This window comes from Desulfoprunum sp., assembly GCF_053613775.1.
Map to the genome: position 1 here is coordinate 620,063 of NZ_JBSHXH010000004.1, position 25,073 is coordinate 645,135.

Consider the following 25,073-nt stretch of genomic DNA (forward strand, 5'->3'; position numbering starts at 1 on the left):
AGACCAGGATTATTTCTGGGCGGTCATCGCCAGGCGGATGCCGAGACCGACAAAGAGAAGCGCGGCGGCGGCTTTGCACAGCCTGGCCAGGACGGCGGACTGCCTGAAGCGCACGGCTATCTGCGACGAGAGGAGGGCAAAGGCGACATTGACAACCGTGCCGTTGAAGTTGAACACCGCACCGAGGAACAGGAAGGCGAGGGACGGATGGCTCGCCGCCGGTGACACGAACTGCGGCAGCAGGGCCATGAAAAAGAGCGCGACCTTGGGGTTGAGGGCGTTGATCAGCATCGCCTGCCGGAAGATCCTGGCAGGGGCGAGCGGTGCCGCATCTCCGGCTGCCACCCGGGTCCCGGCGCCTATGGAGAGAAACGATGCGATCCCGAGGGAGATCAGATAGACCGCCCCGGCATATTTGACCACGGTGAAGGCCAGGGCCGAGGTTGCCAGCACCACCGACAGGCCGAGGGCGGCACCGAGGATATGGACGAGGCAGCCGGCCCCGATCCCCAGCGCCGCGACGATCCCGGCCCGTGGCCCCTGGGCGGCGCTGCGGCTGGCGATGAACAGCATATCGGCGCCGGGGGTGATATTGAGGAGCAGCCCGGCGGCGATAAACATCCCGAGATTTTCCGTGCCCAGTACCGCCATGCTCATCCTCCGCTCCGTTTGACCTTCCAGCCGCGTTTGGTCAGCTCCGCCACCATCAGCTCGCGCTGGTCGCCCTGGATCTCCAGCCGGCCCTCCTTGACGGTGCCGCCGGAGCCGCAGCGTCTCTTCAATTCCCTGGCAAGATCAAGCAGGCCGGCCTGATCGAGAGGGATGCCGGTGATGATCGTCACCCCCGCGCCCTTGCGCCCTTTGGTCTCCCGGCTGACCCGAACGACCCCGTCCCCAGGCCCCGGACGAGGCTGTTGCCGGCTGCAGACGCATTCCTTCACCGGCCTGGCACAGGCAGGGCACATCCTCCCCCGTTCGGTCGAGTAGACCGGTGCGTGCGGTTGCGATTTTCGTAAAACCATGGGTAATGCCGGTCCTGTTGCCAGCCCTGGAGATGCGATCTTCGTTAAATTTCGTAGTTGATCCGTCGACTGAAGCTCGGGCCGTTGATATCGACGATCTGTACAGTGATGGTGGCCTGAAGCTCATCCAGCATTCGCGGAAAATGACTCACCAGGATCTTCAGGCAGCTCTCGGAAATGCTCTTCTTCAGGCTGTCGCTTCGGCCGGCGAGGATCTGGATGGTGAGCAGGACGAAGGCCTGATCGGGACTGCCGTTGCCGACACAGTAATTCGTCAGCTTCACCGCCTTGCTCTTGATCTCGGCGCTGTGCCACTCGCCGGTGGCGATCAGGACTGCGTGGATCTCCCGGTACAGGTCCTGCCAATTCGGTGCGTCGCCAATATTGTCGGTATATTCAAAGTGACATTGCGGCATGGACTAGCTCCGACGAAGAGTGAATTGATCTTGAACTCCCTTGCCTCTGACCGCATGATGACACAATGCGGATGTCCCGACAATCCCTTACGTACGTTTTTTGAATTGTCATTGCGGTGAAATCGCGGTTTCATTATTTTTCCATGCACGTTAAAGTCGGAATTCGTCCCTTGTGATACACTGCGCGATGCATATATTTTTTTCGATACCTCCATCCGCTCGATGCCCATCGGCTCGCCGAGAATCCGGCGGGTCGCTCTTTCCACTCCTCGACGAACACTATTCCAGGATTGACCATGCCACTCGATAATTCAGTGAAGGAAGCCGCTGTCGCCATTCCAGTTATTCGCGTGCCCGACCTGCCGCAATGGCCGGTACTGACGCCAGCCGAACAGGAGCGACTGAAGCAGGAGATCAAGGAGATGCTGCGCCGGCAGAATGCCGTCCTGGTCGCCCACTACTACACTGACGGCGCCCTGCAGGACCTGGCGGAGGAAACGGGCGGCTGCGTCGCCGACTCACTGGAGATGGCCCGGTTCGGCACCGAGCATCCGGCCACGACACTGGTGGTTGCCGGCGTTCGGTTCATGGGGGAAACGTCGAAGATTCTGAACAATGAAAAACGGGTCCTGATGCCGGATCTGGCGGCGACATGCTCTCTGGACGAAGGTTGTCCCGCCGATCTCTTTTCGGCCTGCTGTGACGAGCACCCCGACTACACCGTTGTCGTCTACGCCAATACCAGCGCCGAGGTCAAGGCCCGGTCCGATTGGGTAGTGACCTCGGGGATCGCCCTTCCGATCATCCGCCATCTGGCCCGGGCGGGGGAAAAGGTGCTGTGGGCCCCCGACCGCCATCTCGGTCAGTACGTTCAGAAACAGACCGGCGCCGAGATGATCTACTGGCCGGGATCCTGCATCGTCCATGAGCGCTTCCGCGCCGAAGCGCTGGCCGAGATGCGTTCGCGTCATCCGCAGGCCGCGGTCCTGGTGCATCCGGAATCGCCGGAAGAGGTGGTTGCCCTGGCCGATGTCGTCGGCTCGACCACGGCGCTGATCCAGGCGGTCGCCACCATGCCGAATCCGGAATTCATTGTCGCCACCGATGCCGGGATCATGCATAAGATGCAGCAGCTGGCCCCCGGCAAAAGACTGATCGAGGCGCCGACGCTGGGCGATGGGGCAACGTGTCAGAGTTGCGCCCGTTGTCCCTGGATGGGGATGAATTCCCTGCAGAACCTGGCGGAGGTGTTGAAGACCGGTAAAAACGAGGTCTTCGTTTCGGCCGACCTGGCCCGCAAGGCGGCGATCCCGATCAGGAGGATGCTCGATTTCGCCCGCACCATGCGCAAGTGACCGGAAGATCGACTCTTCCTCCCAGGTCTTCTTTCTCAGTGAGGAACGGATCTGGCCGGCAATTGCATCGGCGCTGAGGCCGGCAACGTCGGGCTCGCTATCGGCCACCCGCCGATAGTGTGGAATCCGCTCGGCATGGCGCCCAATGTCCTTGATCTTCATCTTGGTCAGGCTCTCGATCAGGTCGTCGCAGTCAACGGCGAACACCCCCGTCATCGCCGCCGGCGTTCCGGCCGTTCGTCCCTTGCCAACCTCGACGAATCCTATCTGTAGATATTATCCTTCAGCCGCGTTGCTATCGTTCACGGTCCATGCCAAGTCAAACCAGCCGTGTCTCCGACCGTTCCCGGCGAGGGCCGGGAAAAATTACGGCGCCGGGCATGACAGCGGCAAGGGAAATTTAATTAAGCCACGCTAATACAGAACATAAGTGATTCTTAAGCATACGATTTTTTTCCGTTGTCGGCGCACCCATTCCGCGGTACATTGCCGATAATTGCATTATGCACCCTCAAATCAAGACGATACAGTACTGGAGATCGTATGTGGAAGTCGAAAGATGTCTATTATATTTCCGGCAACACAGGCATTCTTGCCAAGGATATGGGAAAGGCGCTGCTCTGCCAGTTTCCCGAGATCAGCTTCAACGAGGAACTGATACCCTTCATCCGGAGTGAAAGCCAGGCGCGCAGGGCGCTCGACAAGATCCTCGCGCAATCGAACGGCCGGTACCCGCTGGTGTTCTCCACCCTCCTCAGCATCAAACTCAATCAGATCTTCGATACCCCCGAGGTCGAATTTCTCAATATCATCGACCATTTCCTGGTAACGCTGGAGGATCTGCTCGAGGCCAAGGCGATCCGCGAACCCGGCACATCCAGACTTCTCGACGACAACTCGATGACCCGGCGGGTCAACGCCATCCACTATTCCATCGCCCACGATGACGGGACCGGGACCAAGGATTATGACGAGGCCGACCTGATCATTGTCGGGGTCTCCCGTTCCGGCAAGACCCCGGTCTCGGTGTTCATCGCCACCCAGATGGGGCTCAAGGCCGCCAACTATCCGCTGGTGCAGGATGACCTGACCTCGGTCCGCCTCCCCTCCGAGCTCGTCCGCAACAAGAAGCGCGTCGTCGGGCTTTCCACCTCGCCGCAGATGCTGCACGCCTTCAGGGAAAAACGCTATCCCGGCAGCACCTACGCCAATCTCGCGACCTGTGAGCAGGAACTGCAGCAATCCGACCAGATCTTTCTCAAGTACCAGATTCCGGTAGTCTTTTCCGATGGCCGGTCGATCGAGGAGACCGCGACCCAGGTCGCCCAGGAACTCGATCTGAAGCGGCAGCCGGGATTCTGAGTGGCGGCCGATCCAACAGCGATGGCCGACGGCAGGGCCGCCGAACCGGCCCCCTGTCCCTGCGGCAGCGGCGGCACATACACCGCCTGCTGCCGGCCGCTGATCACCGGCGAGATCGTGGCGGGCAGCGCCCTGGCGCTGATGCGTTCGCGCTATTGCGCCTATTGTCTCGGAGAAACCGACTATATCCTTTCCACCTGGGCCCCGGCCACCCGTCCGGCGGCGATCGGGCCGGAGCAGGCCAAGGTTCGATGGCTGGGCCTCGAGATCCACGGCTGCCGCGAGGGAACGGGGGCTGACGACCGCGGCGAGGTCGAGTTTTCCGCCACCTACCGCGTCGACGGCCACTGCTTCACCCTCCGCGAGACCAGCCGCTTCATCCGCTCGGCCGGCAGGTGGTTCTACCTCGACGGCACATGCGGGACGACCCGCGCGAAGCCGGCAAGGAACAAGCCCTGCCCCTGCGGCTCAGGCAAAAAATACAAGCACTGCTGCCACCGTTGACGGGCCGGTGCTGTTGGCGGCAGCTTACCGCCCGCCGCCGCTCATCTCCTGCCGTTGCCGGCGCAATTCGACCACCCGGTCCCAGATCATGTCGGCCGTCTGCTCCTTGCCGGTCATCGGCAGGAGGACCTCCCGCTCCCGATCGATCAGCAGTATCTGGTTGGTATCGCACTCGAAGCCGGTTGAATCGGAGCAGATATTGTTGACCGCGATCAGATCGAGGTTCTTGGTCGCCAGTTTCTTCCGGCCTTCGGCCTCGAGATTGGAACTCTCGGCGGCAAAGCCGACCAGGATCTGCCCTTCTTTCTTTGTCTGGCCGAGTTCATGGAGGATATCCGGGTTGCGGCTCAATTCCAGGCTGAGTCCGGCCCGGTCCTTCTTGACCTTCTCCCGTTCCTCGACCGCCGGGCGGAAATCGGCCACCGCCGCAGCCTTGACGATGACCGAAGCCGCATCGGCCAACTGCGATACCGCGGCATGCATCTCCCTGGCGGTCTGGATCGAAACCCGCCGCACCCCGGCCGGACAGGGCAGCGCCACCGGCCCGCTGACCAGGTGCACCTCGGCGCCGCGGCGGAAGGCGGTCCGGGCCAGCGCATACCCCATCTTGCCGGACGACCGGTTGCTGAGAAAGCGGGCGGGGTCGAGCGGCTCCCGCGTCGGCCCGGCGGTGATCAGCACCCGTTCACCCACCAGATCCTGCTCCGTCACCGCCCTGAGGAGGATCTCCTGGACATCCTCCCACTCCGGCAGCCTGCCCGGGCCTTCCTCGCGGCAGGCCATCATCCCCGCCGCCGGGGTCAGAACCTGATAGCCGAATTTCTTCAAGCGACCGATATTGTCCTGGGTGGCGGGATGGAGGTACATCCGGCTGTTCATCGCCGGACAGACGACCACCGGCGCCCGGGCGGCAAGGACGGTCGTCGTCAGCAGATCATCGGCCAGGCCGCCGGCAAGCCGGGCAATGGTGTCGGCGGTCGCCGGCGCAACGAGCACGAGGTCGGCATCCCGCCCGAGGGCGATGTGGTCCATCCGTTCGGCCCGGACCGGATCGAACATCTCGCCATGCACCGGATTGCCGGACAGGGCGGCGAAGGTCAGCGGTGCGATGAATTCCCGCGCCGACCGGGTCATGATGACCGAGACCTGGGCCTCTTCCTTGGCCAGGGTGCTGACCCAGCCCGCCACCTTGAAGGCGGCGATGCTGCCTGTGACCCCGACGACGATGTTTTTTCCGGCAAAGGACGATCTCATCCCCTATCTCCTGCAGTCAATCGCTGCTCCTAAATAGAAAAAGCACACCCCCGAGGGCATGCTTTTTCATCATCGGCCAAGTACTTCAACTTCAAGCCGCCATCAATCCCGGCTGCCGCCAAAGAACCTGAGCAGCATCAGGAACAGGTTGATGAAGTCGAGATAGAGTGCCAGGGCGCCGATGATCGAACCCTTCCTGACCGCCGCCTCACCCTGCTCCAGGATCCCCTCTTCGCCCATCGTCTTGATCTTCTGGACGTCATAGGCCGTCAGGCCGGTGAAGATGAAGACGCCGAGCACGGAGATCATCCAGCCGAGGCCGCTGCTGCCCAGGAAGATATTGACGACCGAGGCGATGACGATGCCGATCAGGCCCATGAACAGGAAGGATCCGAGTCCGGACAGATCGCGCTTGGTCACCATGCCGTAGAGGGCCATGGCCCCGAACATCCCGGCCGTGATGAAAAAGGTCCCGGCAATCGAGGAACTGGTATAGGCCAGGAAGATCGCCGACAGGGTCAGACCGTTCAGGACCGCATAGCCGATGAACAGACCGGCGGCCGTCGACGCCTGGATCTTGTCGATCCGGGCCGAGAGGAAGAAGACCAGACCGAGTTCGGCGAAGAGCAGGATCATGAACAGCGGGCTGGCGACAATCGCCCGGGCCAGGCCGCTGCTGGCGGTGAGATAGGCGATGATGCCGGTCAATCCGAGGCCCATGGCCATCCAGTTGAAGACCTTGGCGAGGAAGATGCTCGAGGCCTCCTGGCGCGCCTGGGTGATGGTGATCTGCCTGGTGTTTTCGTACATTGGATGCTCCTGAAGTGGTGGTAATTGGTACGGTTGGTTTTTCATCAGCTCAAAAGTTAATCATTGCAGCCGGGTATGCAAGCAAAACCGTGATCCCGCTGCCGAATCGGCTCAGTACGCCCCGTTGCCCCTGATCATCGACACGATCGTCTTGCCGATGATCTTGATATCGTTCCATAACGAGTAGTTGAGGATGTACCAGTCGTCCATCTCGACCCGCTCGGTGTAGTCTTCGACGTCGGACCGCCGGCCGACCTGCCATGGACCGGTAATCCCCGGCTTCATCGAACAGTAGCGGCCGGCGCTCTCCTTGTAGAAATCCTTGAGTTCGCGGCCGACGATCGGTCTGGCCCCGACCACGCTCATATCCCCCTTGAGGACATTGAGGAACTGCGGAAATTCGTCGAGGCTGGTGCGGCGGAGAAAACGGCCGATCCGGGTCACCCGGGGATCGTTCTTCAATTTGAAATGGGCCTCCCATTCCTTTTTCAACTCCGGGTTGTCGGCCAGCAGGTGGTGCAGTTCATGGTCGGCGCCGACCCGCATCGTTCGGAACTTGAGACAGTCGAATTCCTTGCCGGTGGCGGTGATCCGTTTATGGCGGTAGAACACCGGACCGCCGTCGTCGAGTTTGATCAGCAGGGCGATGACGAGCGACAGGGGCAGGGTGCAGATCAGGACGCAGAGCGAGAAAATGACGTCGAAGCCCCTCTTCCACTCGGTATGGGGGTTGAAATTGAGAATGAGGAGTTTGCCCAGGGACTGGATCTCGGCATGGTGCAGACCGTAGACGTAGAGGTCGGGGATGAGGTAGATCCGCGCCCCCAGCGACCGGCACTCCCGGAGAATGGCGAAGATCTTCTTCTCGGCGCGCATCGGCAGGGCGATATAAACGTAATCGATGTCATTCTTGCTGAGATAGGACTTGATACTGGCGATATTGCCGAGAATCGGCTTTCCCATGACCTGATCGAGATTTTCCTCGTCGACCTTGTCATCGAAGAAACCGAGGATCTCGATGCCCGCCCAGGGCATCTGCTCGATTTCCCTGACGACGTTCATCCCGAGGTCGCCGGCCCCGGCGATAACGGCCCGGCGGACATTTTTGCCCTGGGAGCGGATGATGCTGAGCATCCTCCGGGCAACGACATGGACGGCGAACAGCAGCAGAGGGGTGGTCGTCGACCAGATCATGAAGACCACCCGGGAATAGGCGTGGGAAATCTTGAAGATGAAGAAGTAGAACAACAGCAGGCCGACCACCGTGATCCATGCCCGCAGGATATAGAGAAATTCGATATAGAACCGCCACCCCCGCCATGACCGGTAGAGCTGAAACGACTGGAAGGCGATGAGGCAGAGGACGAAGGTGATGATCTCCAGCCGGGTGTAATACGGGCTCCAGGGGACGCGGTACCACACGACAAGCAGCCACAGATAGCCGATGACCAGCAGACAGTCAAGAAGATGAAAACATCTGACGATAAAGGAGCTCTGCTCACGCAGATTGGTAGAAAGCATTTTCCGGTCGATAATTGAAATGAGGCAGGCGGTTCAGGTGCCGGCGGGAGAAGATGGATCGGTCTCGGACCTTCCTTTCCACCAGGTCCTGTGCATGCTCAGGTAAGGAACATACCGGGCAGGGATCTTCCTGAATGCTCGCCCCAGGCGGTAGCCGCAGTATTTCAAGACCGACCTGACAACCACGTCGACCATCAGGGCAACCCTTCGATCGCGTCCGAGTTCGGCCAGCTGCCGGCGGACCATTGTCAGTCCGATTCCTTCCGCACGGCCATAGGTCTCCAGCAGCCAGTGTTCCGTGGCATGGAGGACACCGATATCAAACGACCGCCGGAATTCTTCCACCAACGAGTAATTATGGCTATGATAGACCCTGGCCTCGCCGGCATAGGCGATCCGGTAGCCCCGCTGCAGCAGTCGTCCTACAGTACAGGTATCCTCTCCAAAAATCAAACCGTTCTTGAAATAGCCGACCTCGGCCAGGGCCCCTCTGCGGTAGGCGGCAAACGAGTTGGAGACAAAGATCGTCTTCAGCCCATACCGGTCGCGATCGTTGAACTCGCGCAGGCAGGACTGCGGCGGATAGTTGAATTCGCGCAGCGAGGCGGCGCTCCAGGTCGCGTCCCGGTGGGGAAGCTGCCGGCCGTAGCTTACCGCGACCGCCGGATGATCGGCGAAGGGCCGGATCAACTGCGCCAACGCATCCCTCGATGCCGGAATCGCATCCTGGGTGAGGAAGATCAGCAGCTCGCCCCGGGCCGATCCGGCCATCCGGGTCCGGGTGCCGCCATGATCGAACACCTCAGGGGCGATCACCGTAACCTCGGCCTTGTAGTGCCGGGCGATCTCGACGGTCTCATCCTCCGAGGCAGAATCGACGACCAGGATCTCGTCCGGCCGAATCGTCTGGAGGGCCAGTACCGCCAGGAGCTCACCCAGGGTCGCCGCACCGTTGCGGGTGGGGATGATGACCGAGATTGCCGGGGACTGCCGATGCTCATCATTCATGCGGAAAATATCCTGTATCTGCAACCATCAGCAATGACACAATCGCACCAGGAGATATTTGCCGACCGCCCAGAGCATATAGGGTGAAGGATGTTTGCGGTACAGCAGCACCTCGCTCCTCGCCGCCGCCAGACGCAGGGCAAGCGGCACCTCCCGGCGCCTACCGCCCCATCCCCGGCAATGGAAGGCACGGACCTTCGGTTCGTACAGCAGCTTCCAGCCGTTTTTCCGCAGGCGCAACGACAGTTCGATATCCTCCTTGTAGAGGAAGAAGTCCTCATCGAACACCTGCCCGGTCGCGACTGCCGGCAAGGCCTCGAGCCGGCAGGCCATCAGCGCCCCGCAGATCGCCGGGACCGGTTCAGCCGCGCCGTACTGACCACGGTCCCGTTCGCCCTGGCCGCGATCGAACCAGCGCCCGTACCAAGTGCGAAAGATCCCGGTCGAGTCGAGCCGGCCGATGGCCTCGCCGCTGACGGGATCACACCCTGACAGCCGGCCGCCGACCACGGCGATGTCGGCACGTCGTTCCAGCGCCGCGGCGGCCTCGGCCAGGGCGTCGGGGAACAGGAAGGCATCGGGGTTCAAAAAGACCACCATCGCCGCGGCAGTGGGCGGCAGGGCCTGAAGACCGAGGTTGTTGGCCCGGGAAAAGCCGATATTGTCTTGAACGAGCAGGGTCAGATCTGTTCGTCCCGCCAGGGGCTCGAGATATTTCCGGTCCGCCGATCCGCTGTCGACGACAACAATGCGATCGGCCCGGCGGCTCTGCCCCTCGAGGGCGGCAAGGCAGTGCGGCAGGACCGGGGCCGAATCGTGGGTGACCACTATGACGTATATCGGGCAGGCCATCGATGGGCGGTTACCGCAAGAAAAGCCGGCAGTAGAGCTGAAGCAGCCCGTTGCCTTTGCCCTCGGCCCGTCGGCGGGCCATGATCGACTCGACGGCGTCCCGCTCGCCCCGGCGCAGGATGGCATCGAACTCGGTGACGGCGATCTTCGGACCAGCCGGCGCCGATCTTTTGGCCCTCATCGCAGAAAAACAGCGGCAGGCAGCGACGGCCCCCTGGAGATAGGGACGCAGCAGCCGCTTTTTGACGCAGAAACTGAACCAGGCCAGCTGGTAGATGGCGATGACCGGCAGATAGCGGAGCAACAGCGACGGCGGATAATTTTTCACCAGGACATTGACGCTGTTACGGGTCGAGAGGCGGATGGTGAGCGGGTTGAATTTCGAGCCGGAGGTGGCGCTGCCGATATGATAGACCCTGGCCCCGGCGAGGAAACGGCAGCGGCAGCCGAGCCGCCGCGCCCGCAGGTTGAGGTCCACGTCCTCGAGGTAGGCGAAGAAATCACCGTCGAACAGGCCGACCCGGTCGAACAGGTCGCGGCGGTAGAGCGCAGCACCGGCACAGGCCCCGAAGACGTCGCGATCCCGGTCGTAGGGCGGCCCGTCCACCTCCATCGTCCCCAGGCGATAGCCGGCCCCGCCCCGTAAAATTCCGTCGCCGGCCCCGTCGACGTAGGACCGCTGATGGAAGTTCATCATCTTCAGGGCGAAGAAATCATAGCCGCTGTCTCTCTCGATCGCCTGCTGCAAGGCGGCAAGGCAGTCCGCCTCCACCTCCATGTCATTGTTGAGCAGGAGGATCCATGGCGCCGCCGCCTGCTCTATCCCGGCATTGACCGCCGCGCTGAAGCCCCTGTTCTCCGGCAGGGCGATACACCGCACCTGCGGATAGTTCGCGGCGAGGAATGCCACGGAGCCGTCGGTCGAGCCGTTATCGATGACGGTGACGGCAAAATCATCAACGGTTTGACGGTGCAGCGAATCGAGACAGTCTTGCAGCAGCTGCCTGCCGTTCCAGTTCGGGATCAGGATCTCGATGGTCGGCTCATTGCGGGGCATCGTTCTCCTGGGCTGAATCCTGCCCCCGGGCCGGTTCCTTCCGGTACACCGATCTGACGTAGTAGACGGCCTTGCTCTGTGACTCGTGATAGGTGCGGGCCTGCAATTCGGCGATCAGACCCAGCGACACGAATTGAAATCCGATGAAGATCAACACGATGGCCAGAAACAGCAAGGGCCGGTCGGCCAGCGGCACGCCGAAGAACTGACGCTGCACGGTCATGATCAGGGCCAGCAGGAAACCGATGCCGCCGGTTGCGACGCCCATCAGGCCGAAGACCTGGATCGGCCGGGTGGAATAGCTGAGTAGAAACTTGACGGTCAGGAGATCGAGGATGACCCGGATCGTCCTTGATATCCCGTACTTGGATGAACCGAAACGCCGTGGTCGATGGTTGACCTTGACCTCGGTGAAATCAATGCCCATGCCGCTGGCGATGGCCGGGATGAAGCGGTGCATCTCGCCGTAGAGCTTGACGTTCTTGATCACGTCGTGGCGGAAGGCCTTCAGGGTGCAGCCATAGTCATGGAGATTGACGCCGGTGGTGAACGAAATCAGCTTGTTGGCAATGATCGACGGCAGGCGGCGGTTGATGAAGGTGTCCTTGCGGTTGAACCGCCAGCCGGTAACGACATCGTTGCCGGCACGGATCTGGTCGAGCAGCAGCGGGATATCGTGGGGATCGTTCTGGAGATCGGCATCCATCGTGATGATGACGTCGCCGCGGGCATAATCGAATCCCGCCGCCATCGCCGCCGTCTGGCCGAAGTTGCGGCGGAAACTGACGACGACGACCTTGTCGTCGGCGGTCTGAAGGCCCTGAAGGATCGACAGACTGCTATCCTTGCTGCCGTCATCGATAAAAATTATCTCGTGATCGTCTTCCAGGGTGGTGAGGACGCCTTTCAATTCCTCGTAGAGGAAGCCGATATTTTCTTCTTCATTGAGAAGTGGAATAACTACGGATACAAGCAAGTGATGATCTCCATTCATTCAAAAAGACATTTGGCGGAAGAGCCGATTGCGAAATGACAAAATAACACCGTACGTCCAGAGTGCATCTCGGAGGGCGGGCATGCTTCATGCTGTCATTTCGAGCGATAGCGAGAAATCTCGGTTTTCAGGACGATGAGATTTCTCCCTCCGGCCGAAATGACAGAAGCTGCAGCTGTTCATTTTGCATGAGGCTCAGCAACTAACCGGTATTCAAAGGATACTTCATTTACTGGTGGAAATGGCGTTGCCATCGCGACTCTACTCTTTTGAATAGCGCTCCAGATACAACCTGTCTAGGTCTTTATAATTATTAACAAAATCATATAAATCAATCATATTCCACCGCGCTAAATCATAATGGGTCGTCCAGATTTCCCCCGTGTCCTGGTCTTCGACTTCTATGTAGGCGTCTTCATCGATCGTCCCGATAAATTTTCTTCCATAGCCCTTCGAAGTTGAGGTGGTAATCTCCAGGTCGGAACCATTCTGCCTGACCGTGGCGGTTATCGATTCCCTGATGCCATCATCAGCCAGGGTGAGGCTGCCGACCCAGTTGGTGCCATTGAGGTCAGCCCCGACCGGTTCCTCCGTCGGTTCTGCCGGTACTGACTCTTCCTCCTCCGCCGCCGAACTGGAACCCCCGCCGCCCGAACCGGCCGCCAGGGCAACCGCACCAACGACCGCCGCGGCGGCAATCCCGCCGTAGATCAGGGTTTTCCTGGCCGAACCGCTGGTGGTCGTCTGCGGCTCCGATCCCTGGGCTTTTTTGGTAATGTTTTCGACCTGATACTCCGCCGCCACATCCCTGGCTTCCTGGGGCGTTGCTGTCTCCGTATCATCAGCGGCCGGCGTAGCCTCACCTGAGGCCGCTCTCGCCGCCAGTCCGGTGTTGAAGATCGTCATGCTGACAATCAGCAGAAAAATACCCCATCCATGTACATACCGCCGAACCATACTGTTCCTCTCTTCGATCTCAAATCTATAGTGTTCGCAAGGCCTTGATCGGATCAAGCCGTGCCGCCTGCAACGCAGGATACAGTCCGAAAAAGACCCCGGTCATCACCGCCAGAATAAACGGAATAAGCATCGATCCGATCGTGATCCTGATCGACCAGCCGGTCAACATCTCCATGACCACCACAAAAACGATGCCGCTGACGATGCCGAGAATCCCGCCGGTGACCGTGAGCAGAATCGACTCGGTCAGAAACTGGATAATGATGTCTTTCCGGGTGGCGCCGACCGCCCGTCGTATTCCAATCTCCCGCTTGCGCTCCGACACCGTCGCGAGCATGATATTCATAATACCAATTCCGCCGACAAGCAAAGAAATTCCACCAATTACGGCGAGAACGATATTGAAAATGCGTTGCGTCTGCAGCGACTGCCGCAGCAACTCGAGCGGGACGACGACCTGATAGTCCTTGACCGTGTTATGGGCGACGTCCATGATCCTGTCGATCAGCCGGGCGGCAGGGAATACGTGCGCCTGGGAATCGACCTGAACGATGATCCTGGTCAGATGCGCCTGCGTCGTCTCTTCGGTGGAGAGGACCTCCGCACCGGTTTGAGAAAAGGGGAGGAAGATCATTTCGTTGAGATTGTCCCGCGCGATCTTGATCTTTTCCGGCCTGCCGATGTCCTGTTCGGCGAGGATCCCGACGACCTTGTACAGGGCGTCACCGATGCGCAGGGTACTGCCGGTTCTCCCTTCCCTGCCGAGGGACCGGGCGATCCGGGCCCCGAGAACGCAGACCATGGACCGTGCGGTCATGTCCCGATCGTGGAGGAACCTGCCCTCGGCCAGGGTCAGCCCCATCACCTTGGCATAGCCGGCGGTACAGAGGACGATCTTCGGCAGGATGGTCCGTCCGGTGCCGAGCGGGGTGGCCGTCACCTCCCGCAGGGCGGCAACCTCCCTGAAGAACAGGCCGCTCTCCTGCAGCCGGCCGACGTCGAACCAGGACAGGCCATAGGATCGTTTCTCCCGAGCCGATTTCAGCTGTTCTTCGGTCAGGGCCAACCGGTTGATATAGATATTGGTAATCCCCATCTCCTCGATCTGTTGCAGCACCTCCTCCCTGGCCCCTTCCCCGGTCGAGATCATCGACATGACGGCCATGACGCCGCAGACGACGCCGAGGACGCTGAGGAACGACCGCAGCTTGTGGACGAAGAGCGATCGCCGGGCGACATCGATGAGCAGCAGGATCTTCGACATTTCAGGAGGCCAGCAGGAGGCCATCCTCCATGGTCATGATCTTTTTCGAGTACGAGGCGACCCGGTGGTCATGGGTGACCATCACGATCGTGGTCCCCGACTCGTTCAGTTCCTGGAACAGATCGAGTATTTCGTTGCTGTTGCGGGTGTCGAGATTTCCAGTCGGTTCATCGGCGAGGATCAGCTTGGGGGCGATGACCAGCGCCCGGGCGATGGCGACCCGCTGCATCTCGCCGCCGGAGAGCTCCATCGGTCGATGCCTTTTGCGATGCCCGAGCCCGACCCGTTCGATCGCCTCGTCGACCCTCCCCTCGCGATCGGGAGGCAGGGCGTGGTGGTAGAGGAACGGCAGGGCGACATTGTCGCGGACATCGAGTTCGGGCAGCAGGTCGAAGGTCTGGAAGACGAAGCCGACCCAATGGGCCCTGATCCAGGACAGCTCGTCATCGGAGAGGGTCAGCATATCCCTGTCACCAAAGAGATACGAACCGCTGTCAGGTCGCGCCAGTCCTCCCAGGATGTGGAGCAGGGTCGATTTGCCGGAGCCGGAGGTCCCCATGATGGTGACGAAGTCCCCAGCCGACACGTCGAGATCGATGCCGCGGACAACCTCGATCTCGCCGCCCCCGAGCATATAGCTCTTCCTGATCTTCCTGGCCTGCAGCAGCATCGTGTTCATGGTGTGCCCAGCCTTCAATCCGCCTGGGGCAGGACCAGACTGACCTTCTCCCCCGGTTCGAGGCCTTCGGTCACCTGTACCACATCCTCGTTCTCCACCCCGGTCTTGATGCTCCTCTTCTCATATGCCCCCCAACCGGTGCGGACGTAGCAGAAGTCGCCGCCCTCGGCGGTGAAGATCGCCTGGTTCGGGATGACCACCGCCTGCTTCACCGCCTGGGCAATGATCGATACCCGGCAGGTCATACCGGGACGCAGCCGGCGATCGCCGTCGATAATGGTGAAGACGACCTGAAAATATTTTTCCTGCCCCGATCCCGGGGCCTCGGAGGTGGCCAGGGCGCCGATGAAGGTCAGGTCGCCTTTGAAGGCCGTGTCGGGATAGGCATCCACCCGCACCACCCCTTTCTGCCCCAGGGAAAGCTTGAACAGATCGACCTCGCGTACCCTGGTCTTGACGATCATCTTCGAAATATCGGGGAGATAGAGAATAGGCTGGCCCATGAAGACCGAGTCGCCCTCCCGTGGCTTGCGCTTCTCGCCGTCCCGGAACGTCTCGTAATGAATCACGATCCCATCCTGCGGCGCCTTGATCACCGTTTTTTCCAGTTCGATCCGGGACTGATCCAGCGCCGCCTCCCGGGCCGCGACCTTGCCGGCGATCTGGCCCAGCGTCGCTTGAGCCTTGGCTACCTTGTGCACTCCGCCCTGGCGATTCTGCTCGAGCATCAGCAGGGCGTTCTGCTTTTTCGCCCGGGCGCTCTCCAGTAAGGCCGGGTAGACGTGTTCTTTGTAACTCTCGAACCGGCCGTTCGCCTCCTTGTGCTGTTCCCGCAGCACCGCCACCTTCTCCTCGGCGGCCGAGATCTCCGACTTGTTGTCGAACCCCTCCTTCTTCAGTTGCAGGAGATCGTTGTAGAAGGCCTCGTAGCGCTGGAGCTCGAGCTTCGCCTTCTGCCGCTCCTCCTGGAGCATCGAGATCTTCAACGGGCCGTCTCCCTCCTCGAACTGCCTGAGTTCCAGGCCGGCGACATTGAGGCTGTATTCGGCGTTGGCAATTTCCTGGCCGACCTGATTCTCCTCGAAGGCCACCATCTGCCTGGCCGCCTCGACTGCCGCTTTCAGTTCCGCGACCTCGGCCTGCAGCCCTTCGACCTGTTTCTGGTACGGCAGCGGATCGAGTTTGACCAGAGTATCGCCCTTTTTGACCCTGGCCCCGTCTTCGATCAGGTAGATGATCTTGCCTTCCGTGCCCTTGATCTCGGAGGACAGCATGTGCGACCGGGCGGCGTCGAGTTCGCCGACGACGTTGATCTCGACCTGAAAATCCCGGCGCTGCACCTCGAACTCGACCGGGGCGGCCTCCTGTTTCTTCTCCCTCCCGCCCAGATAGGCGGCAGCGAGCGCCAGACAGACAAGGGCAAGGACGATGGCAACTGATTTCTTCATCATTTCACCGCTGCCCCGCTTTTCGTATCAAGGAGCGTTCCCAGTGAAGATCGCAGCCGATAGGTGCCGATAATGTAATTGATGGTTTCCACCATATGGTCGGTTGCGGCCTGCTGCATCTCGGTCTGGGCCTCGAGCAGGTCGAAGTTGTTGGCCAGGCTGTGCCGGAATTTGCTCTCGGCCAGGCGGAGTTTGCCCATCGCCTGCCTGGCCTGCTCATCGCGGATACGGATTCTCTCCTGCAGCTTCTCCAGGCTGTTCAACCGGAAACGGACATCCTGGATGATCCGCTCCTCCTCGCCCTGCTGATTGAGCTGGACCTGCTGCAGCTCAATTTTGCTCCTGGCATACTCATTGCGCTCGGTGGTGCGCAAGAGATCGGTATCGCTCGACAGGGCCACCGTCCAGCGCTCTTCGGACAGGACGTCATAATCGTCATCCCGGTAATTATTGTAGCCCAGGCGCAGGTCCAGCTCCGGCAGCAGTCGGTTCTTCGCCACCGCCACCCGTCGCTCCGTCTCCCGCACCTGCATGGCGCTCAGGACCAATTCGATCCGGTTGGACACCGCGATCCGCTGCGCTTCTTCGAGGCCGATCTCGACCGGGGTATAGGCGACCGGAGCGGTGACGATGATCGCCTGCTGCTGCGACACGGCGAGCAGGTCCTTGACCTCGTCGGCGTTATTGGCCAGTTGCTCCCGGGTCGAGGTCAGTTCCTCCTCGACATTCTGGATCCGGATCTCGGCCCGGTACAGGTCCATCGCGCCGATGATGCCGCTTTTTTCCTTGATCCGGGCCAGCGACAGATGGCGTTTGAGTTCGACCAGCTGCTTTTCGAGAAAGGTGATCTGCTGCTGGGTCTGGATGCAGCCGTAGACCGCCGACACCGTCTTCAGGATGGTGTCCGTCTGTTGCTGGACAAAGGAGAGTTTCTCCCGCTTGTTCGAGTAGAGACTGCTGTACAGGCCATCGAGGGCGTAATCGGATCCGGCCCCCTGCAGCAACGGTACGGTCAGGGCCACATCGACCTCGCTGTTGCCGCTCCCCCCGGATTCGCCGAACAGCGGCGTCACCGACAAGGTCGAGCCCTGGGCCAGCTTTTTCGACACCCTGGCCCCTGCCTGCCAGTAGCTGTTATCAGTAGCGGAGGAATATCTGGTCGCCCCCTGCGGGGTGATTTTGACGTCGAATTCGGATTCCCTGGTTTGCAGCGACAGGTCGCTCGAGGTCACATCAAGTGCCGCATTCCTCAGGGTACGATTGTTCTCCATGGCGATCCGGATCGCCTGTTCGAGGGAGATGGTCAGGGGCGCCGGAGGCTGCTTCTCCCCTTTTCGATCTTCGACCGCAGCGGAAAGACCGCCGGGCATCATCGAGGACAGGGCGGCGACCCCCAGAAGGACGAACAGTATCCAGCACGCACCCGCCCGGTTCAGCCGATGCGGGGCCACACGTTTTTTGCGGGCAGGCCAATCAGGCATGGTAATCGATCAGGATCTTTTTCCTCAACGTGTTGACTCTGTAGGCGAGAACACCCAGAGGGGAGAACAGCAACTTCAGCACCACCATTCGGAACCATCGGTGTTTGATCCGTTGAAACAACCTGAACGACCACACCTGCCACCTCTGTCCGGCGGACGGCCGGGGGATCGCAAAGTGATAGGCCGGATGCGGCCTGTCGCCGGCCATCGCCGCGTGGAGACCGACATAGGCCCTGTTTTTTTTCCCCCGGGCCATTCTCAGGGTTCTTTTCGGGTTGCGGGATCCCGGAAGGGGGTGGACGACGAACCGGCCGCTCCGCTGCACCTGTCCCATCAACTCCCGGCCGGCGGCGGTGCGTTGGGACACCAGGGTGCAGCGCTCAAGACCCGCCATATCCCCGGCGAAATCGAAGGCCCAGAAATCGCCGAAACTGAGATCGGCATATTCGGACAGGGCATCGACGCAGAGCAGGCATCGTTTCGGTCCGTAAAGCCGGAACATCACATTCATCACATCCTTGTGCTGTATCCTTTTCTGCAACGGGATCTCGGTGCCATCCTTCTTGATGACAAAAAAGCTTCCCGGCCATCCCCCGCCGCGAAACTGGAAGGCGGCGACCTCCGCCAGCGGGATGCCGGAGGCCTCGATCGCCTCCTCAGGGCCGTTGACCTCCATATTGCAGTGGCAATAGAGTCCGAGGATATACCTGATCCTGGAGGCCAGCCCCCGGTCGACGAGCTGCATCTTGCGCAGGGCATGGACCTGGCACGGGAGGGCGACGACGGCGTAGCGGCCCTTGAGACGGCGGAGCTGCCGCAGGACCGCCAGCGAGGGGGTGACGCAGTACTTCGATTGGGCACAGGCCTGGATCTCGGCGCCGGTTGTCGCCAAGACCCCCCTGGTTTTATACGGCAGCAGGCTGTCCATCCCGACGATGACCGCGCCGTCGATCTCCCCTGCAGTCAGGAGATGGTCGAGGATGCCGGTGACCATCCCGCCGCTGGCGCCGGCGTCGCGGATCGTGCTGTCGTTCGGGTGGGCGACATAGAGCTGCTCGACATGCCCCTGCAGCTCCGCCGGGTCATAGGTTGCATCGAAGACCTGCCGGGAGAGCGCCGGGTAATCGACATCCAGCCCGGGGCAGCAGGCAGTGCAGAACCCGCAGCTGACGCATTCGCCGACGAGGACGGGATAGGCGGCCGCAGCGATATCCAGGACCCCGTGCGGACAAACGCCGACGCACATCCCGCAGCGGGTGCACATTTCCGGCCGGATGACATTTTCCAGCAGGAAGGTGAAGGATTCTTTCCGAGGTTGCAGTGTTTCACTCATGGTTGTGGCGACAGAGGCGGCGGCCCGCCGTCAACTTTCATCATTGTCTGGTAAAATTTTCAAGGCCTTCCAATTCTTCTTTTCGGTTGTGAGTGTAGAACAGATAAACAATATACCCGAGAACCCCCATGGTCAGCATCTTCAATCGCAACAGCAGCCCCATGGCCAGGGTTTCCTCCATGGGAATGCCGACCAGCAGGAAATAGACAACGAATACCGACTCGAAATACCCGGCATTACCCAGCAGCGTCACCGGCACGTGGGCGGCGAAGAGGATCGCCGGCACCAGGGCGCAGACATGCAGGAAATCGGGGGTAACACCAAAGGCGCGAAACGAGACATAGACGTTGACCCAGGTCAGAAAATAGAATACCACGGTCAGCAGGAACACCCGCAGGAGATAGATCCGGTCCTTGCGGAAGGCGTTCACGGCATTGTCCAGTTCGATCCGGACCCGCTGCAGCTTGTGCAGGATGAAACCGCACCCCTCTTCCAGCAACCCGACCCCCTTCCCGACCAGCCGCGATCCCGTCCAGGCGCTGAAGCCATGGAGCAGGGCGAAGGTCAGCTCGAGCATCCTCTTCGGCAACGCCAGCGGGTCCCTGACGCGCAACAGGAACCAGGTGATCGCGAGGAGGACCAGCCCGGCGGCGGCCGGGACCTGGATATACGGCGACCGGTACAGTTCGGGGGCCAGCAGCGGGGCGAAGGCGACAAGGAAAAACAACAGCAGGATGCCGGTAAACCGCTCGACGAAGATACTGACCGCGGCCAGGGCCTGATTGTCGAGCAGCCGGCCGGCATAGTAGGACCGGACCACGTCGCCGCCGACCGTCGAGGGCAGGAGGTTGGAAAAGAAATAGCCGACCGCGTAGATGCGCAGCAACCGGATGAAGGAGATATGACTCCCCTTATCCCCGAGGATCACCTTCCATTTCAGGCAACTCGCCGACAGCATGACCGGGAGGAGCGCAAACGACAGGGCAAGATACCACCAGTCGATTCGCCTGAACATCGCCAGCAGCTTCTCTCCCTGCACAAAGGAAAACAGAACGGTGATAAACGCGCAGCTGATCACGACCTTGACCGCCCTGACATACTGTTTGCGGGTGAATTTCATACCTGAACGTCCCGGACTCCGATTTCTTCCCGGCAACCGTCTGCAGTTGCCGACTGTTTGATTTTTCTGCCTGGCCGTACTGCCAAGCCCGGCGCCGATCCTTGATGTATTCCTGCATCTCCGCCGGGCGCCGGCCGTCGGAGTCGATGCGGGTCCGGATCTCGACGTCGATCAGACCCCGGCTCCTCATTGTGTGGTTCAATTGCTGTGACGCAGGCTGGTATCGAGCGCCATCTGGATAGAGTCATGAAAAGAAATGCCGCCGCCGCAGACGGAGTCCGCTTTATACTCGAATGGAGAAGACGATGCACCCAGCAATATCAGCCAATCGCTGCGGTGCGGACAGCGACGCGAAACCGTCGATCGAACTCATCCATGAAGATATTCACATAGTACAATGAGCCGGGATACCAATGGGCTGCCGGCGAATGCGGCAATGTTCGTCAGACCCGGAGCAGGCGCGGGATTTCAAGAAGCCCCAGACAGATGAAGGAGTAACTGGAAAGCAGAAACATGCATAGTGTGAAAATAGTCATGATCTTCACGCTCAGATACTCCTTCCCCTGGGCACACAGAACTCCCAGCATCGGCAGAATGGGTATCAGATACCGTCCCTGCGGCTGAAAATCCTTTGTCCACGAGTGGTACAGGGCAACGGCTATGAGCGCGACCGACAGGCCGACCACCGCCAGGGTCTGGAGATTGACATACACCCCGGCCCGGACCAGCAGGGAAACAAGGACCAGGGCAAGAAAGGACAACCCGGTCCAGCGGACGAGATCGTAGTACCCGAATCCGGCCGAGATCGTCGTATAGCCATAGACGCCGAAGGCGCTGCGGAAGGTCTTCTCGAACCACCTGTCCTGATGGATTATCCGCGCCAGGGTGATCCCCCGTTGTTTCATGGAGAGATTGGCGTGCTGCTTCTCCAGAGGCGTATGTGGACTGTAGAGAGGCAGGGCCAGTTTGTCGCGCATCTCCAGGATCTTCTCTCTTCGATCCAGGCCGTTGACATGGTAATCGGCCCCAATCTTGACGGCCATCAGGGACAGACCGACGAGGCAAACGGCGACGGCCCGGCGCAGGAGGACGCCACGGTTTTCCTTCTCGGTCCTCAGCCAGATCTTGAGCAGGATCACCCACAACAATAACGCGGTAAAGACCAGAAAATTCTTCTTCAGCAAAAACAGCAGGCCGAAGCTGAAAGCGGCGATGAGCAGGTAGCCCAACTGCCTGAACCCTTGCCGCATCAACAGGAACCGGTTGAGGGCGCTGCTGCGGATCACGACCTGGCAGCCGGCGAAAAACGCCACCGTGATGGCAAAGGCGTCGGAGTTGCAGTAACTGAACAGGTACCACACCTGGGGACTTATCAGCAGAGGCACGGCGACCAGACGGGAATCCGGTTCCCGCAGAGTGAAGAGCAGGATCAGGCCAAGCAGCAATAGATTAAAAACACGACAGGCAACATATTCGGAGAGTTCCAGGGGGGCTATGATCTTCGCTGTCTTGCCGCACAGCAGGTAGTAAATCTCGTTGGTATTCAACCGGGAAAACCCATAGACGCTATACGTCTCGGTCACCGCCGGATCGCCGATCTCCGGAGGAAACCAGTGATCCTGATAATAGCGTGCAGCGGCGATATGAACATATTCATCCGGGTGAACGTTCCGCTCGCTGATCAGCGCCATGATGACGACGAAGAGAAAGACCGCAAACAGCAGGACCGGAACGTAGCGGTAGGCGAAGCCGAGATGGTGCGTGGAACTGTAGACCACAAGGATGACCGTCCAGATGAAGATGCAGCCGGCAATGACGCTGCCCCAGTCGAATGGCTCGGCGACGGCATGAACTTCGAGGAGAAAATTCGGATCTATGCCGGTGGAGACAGTCACCAGCTTGTCCTGGGCGGTCGAATAGCCCTCGATCTGTTCAAGCGGTTTGAGCTGGTCGAAATCTTTGCTCGAGGTCAGAACGATTTCCTTGACGCCGTTCTGCCTGATCCGGATCTCCTCGATCTCGCTCTTGCCCACATATTCCTGCGGATCGATGCGAAGCCGGTCGATCTGCTTGAGATTGGTCAGGTGAAAGCCGTACTGCTGGATCTCGGGCTTGACCAGAACCCGGGTCATGTTGTTCTCGGAGAAGTTTTCCCCCGCTTTCGCCCAGTAGATCTTGAAGACCGTCCGTTTGTCGACGTGGATGGTCAGGTCGACATGGGCCTTGCTGATGAAGAAGCTGTAGAACGCGGCACAGGCCGCAAGACAGACGACAAAGATGAATATGTGCCGCCAGGGCGAGGTGATGATTTTATCCATCAACGTCTATTTTTCTGATTTTTCAGAAACATATAGAGCGAATGCAATCGTTGTTCGTAACGGATCAAGATCGTGAACAGCGGCCGGCCAAGCAGATGCAGGACGGCCAGCACCACCAGACAACGCACCCCTCCCCCGCCGCCGAAATTGCCGATGGGGATGATCCGGTTGAGCATCAGCAGCCTCGTCACCCGGAGGCAATCAAACCCGGCGAGGTCGAAACGCCTCGACATGACGGATGATTCGTTATTCTTTGATGCGTTCACGCAGGTGCCTCAGAAAGAATCTCAACCGCAGGAAGGGGTCGATGGCCAACCGCCACAGGGGGGAATCCCAGAGATGCCGGCTCCCTTTGACATGTACCTTTTTTGGCACGTGTCGGCCATAGAAATCATCGAGATGGTGCCGGTGCCGGATCCTGGCCACTTCTCTTCGGCGTGGAAAGGCAAGTTTCCCGGCGAGCAGGCAGTTCAACCACGACTTGTAATCCGGCAACGAGTAACCGAGCAGGGCCGAGGCCGCCCCATATCGTGCGGCGGCATCGAACACTCCCTGCTGCAGCGGTGAAAAATACCGGTCCTGCTGCTGTTCGGCCTGGCCGGTTTCGTCGTCGGTACCGCGAAACTGCAGGGCATACCCCTCCGCGGTGAGTCGGTAGCCGTTGAGCGTCGGATGCGGGGCGCGGCAGGCCTCTTCGAACAGGTCGCGGGCATAGAGGATGGTGCTGCCGGCCATATCGAAGCGGTGGCGGTCGTAGATCACCCCCTCGATCGTGTTCCCCGTCACGGTCGGATAAGGGATGCCGCGGGTCGCGGCAAAGAGGAATCCATGACAGAGCGGGCAATCACTCCGATGCTGCACCGCCTCGTAGAGGAAGCGCTGGATCGTCCCGAGCCAGCCGATATCGACCAGGGCCACATTGCGGTGGCTGAAAAAGCCGACATCGGCCAGATAGCGCTGCAGGGCCTCCCCGGCGTCGGCGACCTGCCTCTTGATCTCCTCCTGAAAGGCCTGATCCTCCAGCAGTTCGTAAAACCGCACCTTGTCCCAGGGGTCGAACCCCTCATGGAGGTGGCTGAGGCAGGTGTCGATCGCCAGGTCATGGCGATGGAGGTGCGGCGCCAGCGCGGTGACATCGAAATTGAAGATCCGGCAGAGATCGCGGAAATCGCGGTTGCCGGGAGGGAGAAAGGCGATATCGGCATTGGCGCGGGTCAGGCCCTGGTGGGCGCAGCTGGCCCCGGCCAGGGCCATCCGGCTGACATACAGATACTCGATCTCCGGCAGCCTGCCGTCGGGGAAGAGATACGGCATCGATTGTTCCCAGAACCGCTTGAAGGTCCAGCCCTCGCGCGACAGAAAGAACACCTTGCCGATGCCGCGGGCCCGGCACTGTTCGGCGATGTGCTGGACAAATCCGCCCAGCAGGGGCGCGAGAAAATTGAACCCCTCGACATAGAGTTCGGGCCGTTCGCCATTCTCCCCTTCGAGCGGCTGCATCAGCTGCTGCAGCGCCCGTCCCCGCCAGAAAGGGCGGCCGCCGCTGTAATTGACATAGCGTTTGACCACCGCCTTGCGGTGCTTTTCCGTGGCGTCATGGAGCACCAGGGCGGTGATCCCGGCCTCGGCCGGCCGCAGACCGTCGGAAACCGGGTTGTCGCCGACATGCAGCCATTTTTTGCCGGCCAGGGCGAACCGGTCCCTGACCAGCTCGTAGCCCTTGCCCGAGGCCTTGGCCAGAAAGGTATCCGCCGAGGAGATCACATCTTCAACTTGATGAAGAAAACCGGCATGGTCGACCAGGACCCGCAGATGCGTCGCCGGCAGGTAGATGTCGGACATGATGAAGATTCTCTTTCCCTGGGCGGACAATTGCCGCAGCCAGTCGACCATCTCGCGGCGGGGTACGAGCATGCTGTTCTCCATCAACAACTCGTAGTCCGTCACCTCCGGCACCAGGGCGCCCCCCTTCTCGGCGCCGAAGATCGTCACCAGGGTCTCGAGTATGAACCGCGGGTAGCAGGCCTCGTGATCGACGAAGGTCTTCGCGGTCTCCTGACGATGCTTCTTTTCGACGTCGTCCCGGAGCTTCTGGACCTTCTGCCAGGGCCAGGGATGCCCGGCCTCGACGGTCCTGGCGGCGATGAACCGGGCCACCGGCAGCTTGACCAGGTCGGGATCATGGATCCGGCGGACCAGCAGGGTATCGAAAAGATCGAAGGAGACGACATCGATTCCACCCGCCACCTCCCGCCCTCTTTTGATCAGAGCATCAATGGAATAGAATTTGTCGAAGCTCATCGCAACCCGGCCTG

General features: G+C 60.5%; 24 protein-coding genes. 4 read left to right on the forward strand and 20 right to left on the reverse strand.

Annotation, left to right across the window (positions count from 1 at the left end):
* Positions 1-9: 9 nt before the first annotated feature.
* From ACWGKN_RS06850 to ACWGKN_RS06860, 3 genes are read right to left on the reverse strand one after another with little or no spacing between them, the layout of a single operon-like run.
* Positions 10-651, reverse strand: a complete 642-nt coding sequence (locus ACWGKN_RS06850) for a LysE family translocator (protein ID WP_035227700.1) — start codon at positions 649-651, stop codon at positions 10-12.
* A 2-nt stretch (positions 652-653) separates the two neighbouring features.
* On the reverse strand, positions 654-1,022 hold the full coding sequence (locus ACWGKN_RS06855; RefSeq protein WP_424254043.1) for a translation initiation factor Sui1: 369 nt from the start codon (positions 1,020-1,022) through the stop codon (positions 654-656).
* A 44-nt stretch (positions 1,023-1,066) separates the two neighbouring features.
* Positions 1,067-1,438, reverse strand: coding sequence for a 5-carboxymethyl-2-hydroxymuconate Delta-isomerase (locus ACWGKN_RS06860; protein WP_035227554.1), 372 nt, complete (start codon positions 1,436-1,438; stop codon positions 1,067-1,069).
* 296 nt (positions 1,439-1,734) lie between these two features.
* Between ACWGKN_RS06860 and nadA the strand changes: the two genes are divergently transcribed.
* The 4 genes from nadA to ACWGKN_RS06880 all read left to right on the forward strand — a co-directional run bounded on the left by nadA (position 1,735) and on the right by ACWGKN_RS06880 (position 4,659).
* Positions 1,735-2,793: a quinolinate synthase NadA gene (gene nadA / locus ACWGKN_RS06865; RefSeq protein ID WP_035227552.1), complete on the forward strand. Its 1,059-nt coding sequence runs from the start codon at positions 1,735-1,737 to the stop codon at positions 2,791-2,793.
* A gap of 135 nt (positions 2,794-2,928) precedes the next feature.
* The gene (locus tag ACWGKN_RS06870) at positions 2,929-3,066 is read left to right on the forward strand and encodes a hypothetical protein (RefSeq protein WP_424254048.1); all 138 of its coding nucleotides are present in this window, start codon (positions 2,929-2,931) and stop codon (positions 3,064-3,066) included.
* 270 nt (positions 3,067-3,336) lie between these two features.
* On the forward strand, positions 3,337-4,155 hold the full coding sequence (locus ACWGKN_RS06875) for a pyruvate, water dikinase regulatory protein (protein ID WP_035227551.1): 819 nt from the start codon (positions 3,337-3,339) through the stop codon (positions 4,153-4,155).
* Complete coding sequence (locus ACWGKN_RS06880) at positions 4,156-4,659, forward strand: YchJ family protein (RefSeq protein WP_452094921.1); 504 nt, start codon at positions 4,156-4,158, stop codon at positions 4,657-4,659.
* Between the two features lie 24 nt (positions 4,660-4,683).
* Here ACWGKN_RS06880 and coaBC read toward each other — a convergent pair whose 3' ends face one another.
* From coaBC to ACWGKN_RS06965, 17 genes are all read right to left on the reverse strand, one after another.
* Entirely contained in the window at positions 4,684-5,913 is a 1,230-nt protein-coding gene (gene coaBC, locus ACWGKN_RS06885; protein ID WP_452094922.1) for a bifunctional phosphopantothenoylcysteine decarboxylase/phosphopantothenate--cysteine ligase CoaBC, read from the reverse strand.
* Between the two features lie 102 nt (positions 5,914-6,015).
* Positions 6,016-6,723 carry a Bax inhibitor-1/YccA family protein gene (locus ACWGKN_RS06890; RefSeq protein ID WP_035227547.1) on the reverse strand — a complete coding sequence of 236 codons (708 nt, stop codon included), beginning with the start codon at positions 6,721-6,723 and terminating at the stop codon, positions 6,016-6,018.
* Between the two features lie 111 nt (positions 6,724-6,834).
* Positions 6,835-8,244 (reverse strand): sugar transferase, encoded by a 1,410-nt coding sequence (locus ACWGKN_RS06895; RefSeq protein ID WP_452094923.1) that lies wholly within the window; start codon positions 8,242-8,244, stop codon positions 6,835-6,837.
* A gap of 33 nt (positions 8,245-8,277) precedes the next feature.
* A complete protein-coding gene (locus ACWGKN_RS06900; protein ID WP_035227545.1) occupies positions 8,278-9,252 on the reverse strand; it encodes a glycosyltransferase family 2 protein in 975 nt (324 codons plus the stop codon).
* A 27-nt stretch (positions 9,253-9,279) separates the two neighbouring features.
* Complete coding sequence (locus tag ACWGKN_RS06905) at positions 9,280-10,104, reverse strand: glycosyltransferase (protein ID WP_052159743.1); 825 nt, start codon at positions 10,102-10,104, stop codon at positions 9,280-9,282.
* Positions 10,105-10,114: 10 nt separating this feature from the next.
* Positions 10,115-11,161: a glycosyltransferase family 2 protein gene (locus tag ACWGKN_RS06910; RefSeq protein WP_452094924.1), complete on the reverse strand. Its 1,047-nt coding sequence runs from the start codon at positions 11,159-11,161 to the stop codon at positions 10,115-10,117.
* Entirely contained in the window at positions 11,148-12,137 is a 990-nt protein-coding gene (locus tag ACWGKN_RS06915; RefSeq protein ID WP_035227543.1) for a glycosyltransferase family 2 protein, read from the reverse strand. Before ACWGKN_RS06915 ends, ACWGKN_RS06910 begins: the two co-directional genes overlap by 14 nt.
* Before the next feature lie 279 nt (positions 12,138-12,416).
* A complete protein-coding gene (locus ACWGKN_RS06920; protein ID WP_452094925.1) occupies positions 12,417-13,061 on the reverse strand; it encodes a hypothetical protein in 645 nt (214 codons plus the stop codon).
* 76 nt (positions 13,062-13,137) lie between these two features.
* Entirely contained in the window at positions 13,138-14,379 is a 1,242-nt protein-coding gene (locus tag ACWGKN_RS06925) for an ABC transporter permease (RefSeq protein WP_452094926.1), read from the reverse strand.
* A gap of 1 nt (position 14,380) precedes the next feature.
* Complete coding sequence (locus ACWGKN_RS06930) at positions 14,381-15,058, reverse strand: ABC transporter ATP-binding protein (protein WP_035227537.1); 678 nt, start codon at positions 15,056-15,058, stop codon at positions 14,381-14,383.
* 14 nt (positions 15,059-15,072) lie between these two features.
* Positions 15,073-16,509 carry an efflux RND transporter periplasmic adaptor subunit gene (locus ACWGKN_RS06935; RefSeq protein ID WP_424254064.1) on the reverse strand — a complete coding sequence of 479 codons (1,437 nt, stop codon included), beginning with the start codon at positions 16,507-16,509 and terminating at the stop codon, positions 15,073-15,075.
* Positions 16,506-17,987 (reverse strand): TolC family protein, encoded by a 1,482-nt coding sequence (locus tag ACWGKN_RS06940; RefSeq protein WP_035227533.1) that lies wholly within the window; start codon positions 17,985-17,987, stop codon positions 16,506-16,508. Before ACWGKN_RS06940 ends, ACWGKN_RS06935 begins: the two co-directional genes overlap by 4 nt.
* Positions 17,980-19,320, reverse strand: coding sequence for a Coenzyme F420 hydrogenase/dehydrogenase, beta subunit C-terminal domain (locus tag ACWGKN_RS06945; protein ID WP_035227531.1), 1,341 nt, complete (start codon positions 19,318-19,320; stop codon positions 17,980-17,982). Before ACWGKN_RS06945 ends, ACWGKN_RS06940 begins: the two co-directional genes overlap by 8 nt.
* Positions 19,321-19,360: 40 nt before the next feature.
* Positions 19,361-20,440, reverse strand: coding sequence for a lysylphosphatidylglycerol synthase transmembrane domain-containing protein (locus tag ACWGKN_RS06950; RefSeq protein ID WP_035227529.1), 1,080 nt, complete (start codon positions 20,438-20,440; stop codon positions 19,361-19,363).
* Between the two features lie 443 nt (positions 20,441-20,883).
* Complete coding sequence (locus ACWGKN_RS06955; RefSeq protein ID WP_452094927.1) at positions 20,884-22,758, reverse strand: DUF2142 domain-containing protein; 1,875 nt, start codon at positions 22,756-22,758, stop codon at positions 20,884-20,886.
* On the reverse strand, positions 22,758-23,024 hold the full coding sequence (locus ACWGKN_RS06960) for a hypothetical protein (protein WP_424254071.1): 267 nt from the start codon (positions 23,022-23,024) through the stop codon (positions 22,758-22,760). The genes ACWGKN_RS06955 and ACWGKN_RS06960 overlap by 1 nt, the downstream gene beginning before the upstream one ends.
* Positions 23,005-25,059 carry an HAD family hydrolase gene (locus ACWGKN_RS06965; protein ID WP_035227526.1) on the reverse strand — a complete coding sequence of 685 codons (2,055 nt, stop codon included), beginning with the start codon at positions 25,057-25,059 and terminating at the stop codon, positions 23,005-23,007. Before ACWGKN_RS06965 ends, ACWGKN_RS06960 begins: the two co-directional genes overlap by 20 nt.
* Positions 25,060-25,073 lie beyond the last annotated feature (14 nt).

Bases quoted from the DNA above. Each gene is read 5' to 3' on its own strand.
- ACWGKN_RS06875 (WP_035227551.1), top strand. From the start codon at position 3,337: ATGTGGAAGTCGAAAGATGTCTATTATATTTCCGGCAACACAGGCATT.
- nadA (WP_035227552.1), top strand. From the start codon at position 1,735: ATGCCACTCGATAATTCAGTGAAGGAAGCCGCTGTCGCCATTCCAGTT.
- ACWGKN_RS06920 (WP_452094925.1), bottom strand. From the start codon at position 13,061: ATGACGATCTTCAACACCGGACTGGCGGCGAGAGCGGCCTCAGGTGAG.
- ACWGKN_RS06890 (WP_035227547.1), bottom strand. From the start codon at position 6,723: ATGTACGAAAACACCAGGCAGATCACCATCACCCAGGCGCGCCAGGAG.
- ACWGKN_RS06870 (WP_424254048.1), top strand. From the start codon at position 2,929: ATGGCGCCCAATGTCCTTGATCTTCATCTTGGTCAGGCTCTCGATCAG.
- ACWGKN_RS06905 (WP_052159743.1), bottom strand. From the start codon at position 10,104: ATGGCCTGCCCGATATACGTCATAGTGGTCACCCACGATTCGGCCCCG.
- ACWGKN_RS06945 (WP_035227531.1), bottom strand. From the start codon at position 19,320: ATGAGTGAAACACTGCAACCTCGGAAAGAATCCTTCACCTTCCTGCTG.
- ACWGKN_RS06910 (WP_452094924.1), bottom strand. From the start codon at position 11,161: ATGCCCCGCAATGAGCCGACCATCGAGATCCTGATCCCGAACTGGAAC.
- ACWGKN_RS06935 (WP_424254064.1), bottom strand. From the start codon at position 16,509: ATGATGAAGAAATCAGTTGCCATCGTCCTTGCCCTTGTCTGTCTGGCG.
- ACWGKN_RS06900 (WP_035227545.1), bottom strand. From the start codon at position 9,252: ATGAATGATGAGCATCGGCAGTCCCCGGCAATCTCGGTCATCATCCCC.
- ACWGKN_RS06860 (WP_035227554.1), bottom strand. From the start codon at position 1,438: ATGCCGCAATGTCACTTTGAATATACCGACAATATTGGCGACGCACCG.
- ACWGKN_RS06940 (WP_035227533.1), bottom strand. From the start codon at position 17,987: ATGCCTGATTGGCCTGCCCGCAAAAAACGTGTGGCCCCGCATCGGCTG.
- ACWGKN_RS06955 (WP_452094927.1), bottom strand. From the start codon at position 22,758: ATGGATAAAATCATCACCTCGCCCTGGCGGCACATATTCATCTTTGTC.
- ACWGKN_RS06895 (WP_452094923.1), bottom strand. From the start codon at position 8,244: ATGCTTTCTACCAATCTGCGTGAGCAGAGCTCCTTTATCGTCAGATGT.
- ACWGKN_RS06965 (WP_035227526.1), bottom strand. From the start codon at position 25,059: ATGAGCTTCGACAAATTCTATTCCATTGATGCTCTGATCAAAAGAGGG.
- coaBC (WP_452094922.1), bottom strand. From the start codon at position 5,913: ATGAGATCGTCCTTTGCCGGAAAAAACATCGTCGTCGGGGTCACAGGC.
- ACWGKN_RS06950 (WP_035227529.1), bottom strand. From the start codon at position 20,440: ATGAAATTCACCCGCAAACAGTATGTCAGGGCGGTCAAGGTCGTGATC.
- ACWGKN_RS06930 (WP_035227537.1), bottom strand. From the start codon at position 15,058: ATGAACACGATGCTGCTGCAGGCCAGGAAGATCAGGAAGAGCTATATG.
- ACWGKN_RS06850 (WP_035227700.1), bottom strand. From the start codon at position 651: ATGGCGGTACTGGGCACGGAAAATCTCGGGATGTTTATCGCCGCCGGG.
- ACWGKN_RS06925 (WP_452094926.1), bottom strand. From the start codon at position 14,379: ATGTCGAAGATCCTGCTGCTCATCGATGTCGCCCGGCGATCGCTCTTC.
- ACWGKN_RS06855 (WP_424254043.1), bottom strand. From the start codon at position 1,022: ATGGTTTTACGAAAATCGCAACCGCACGCACCGGTCTACTCGACCGAA.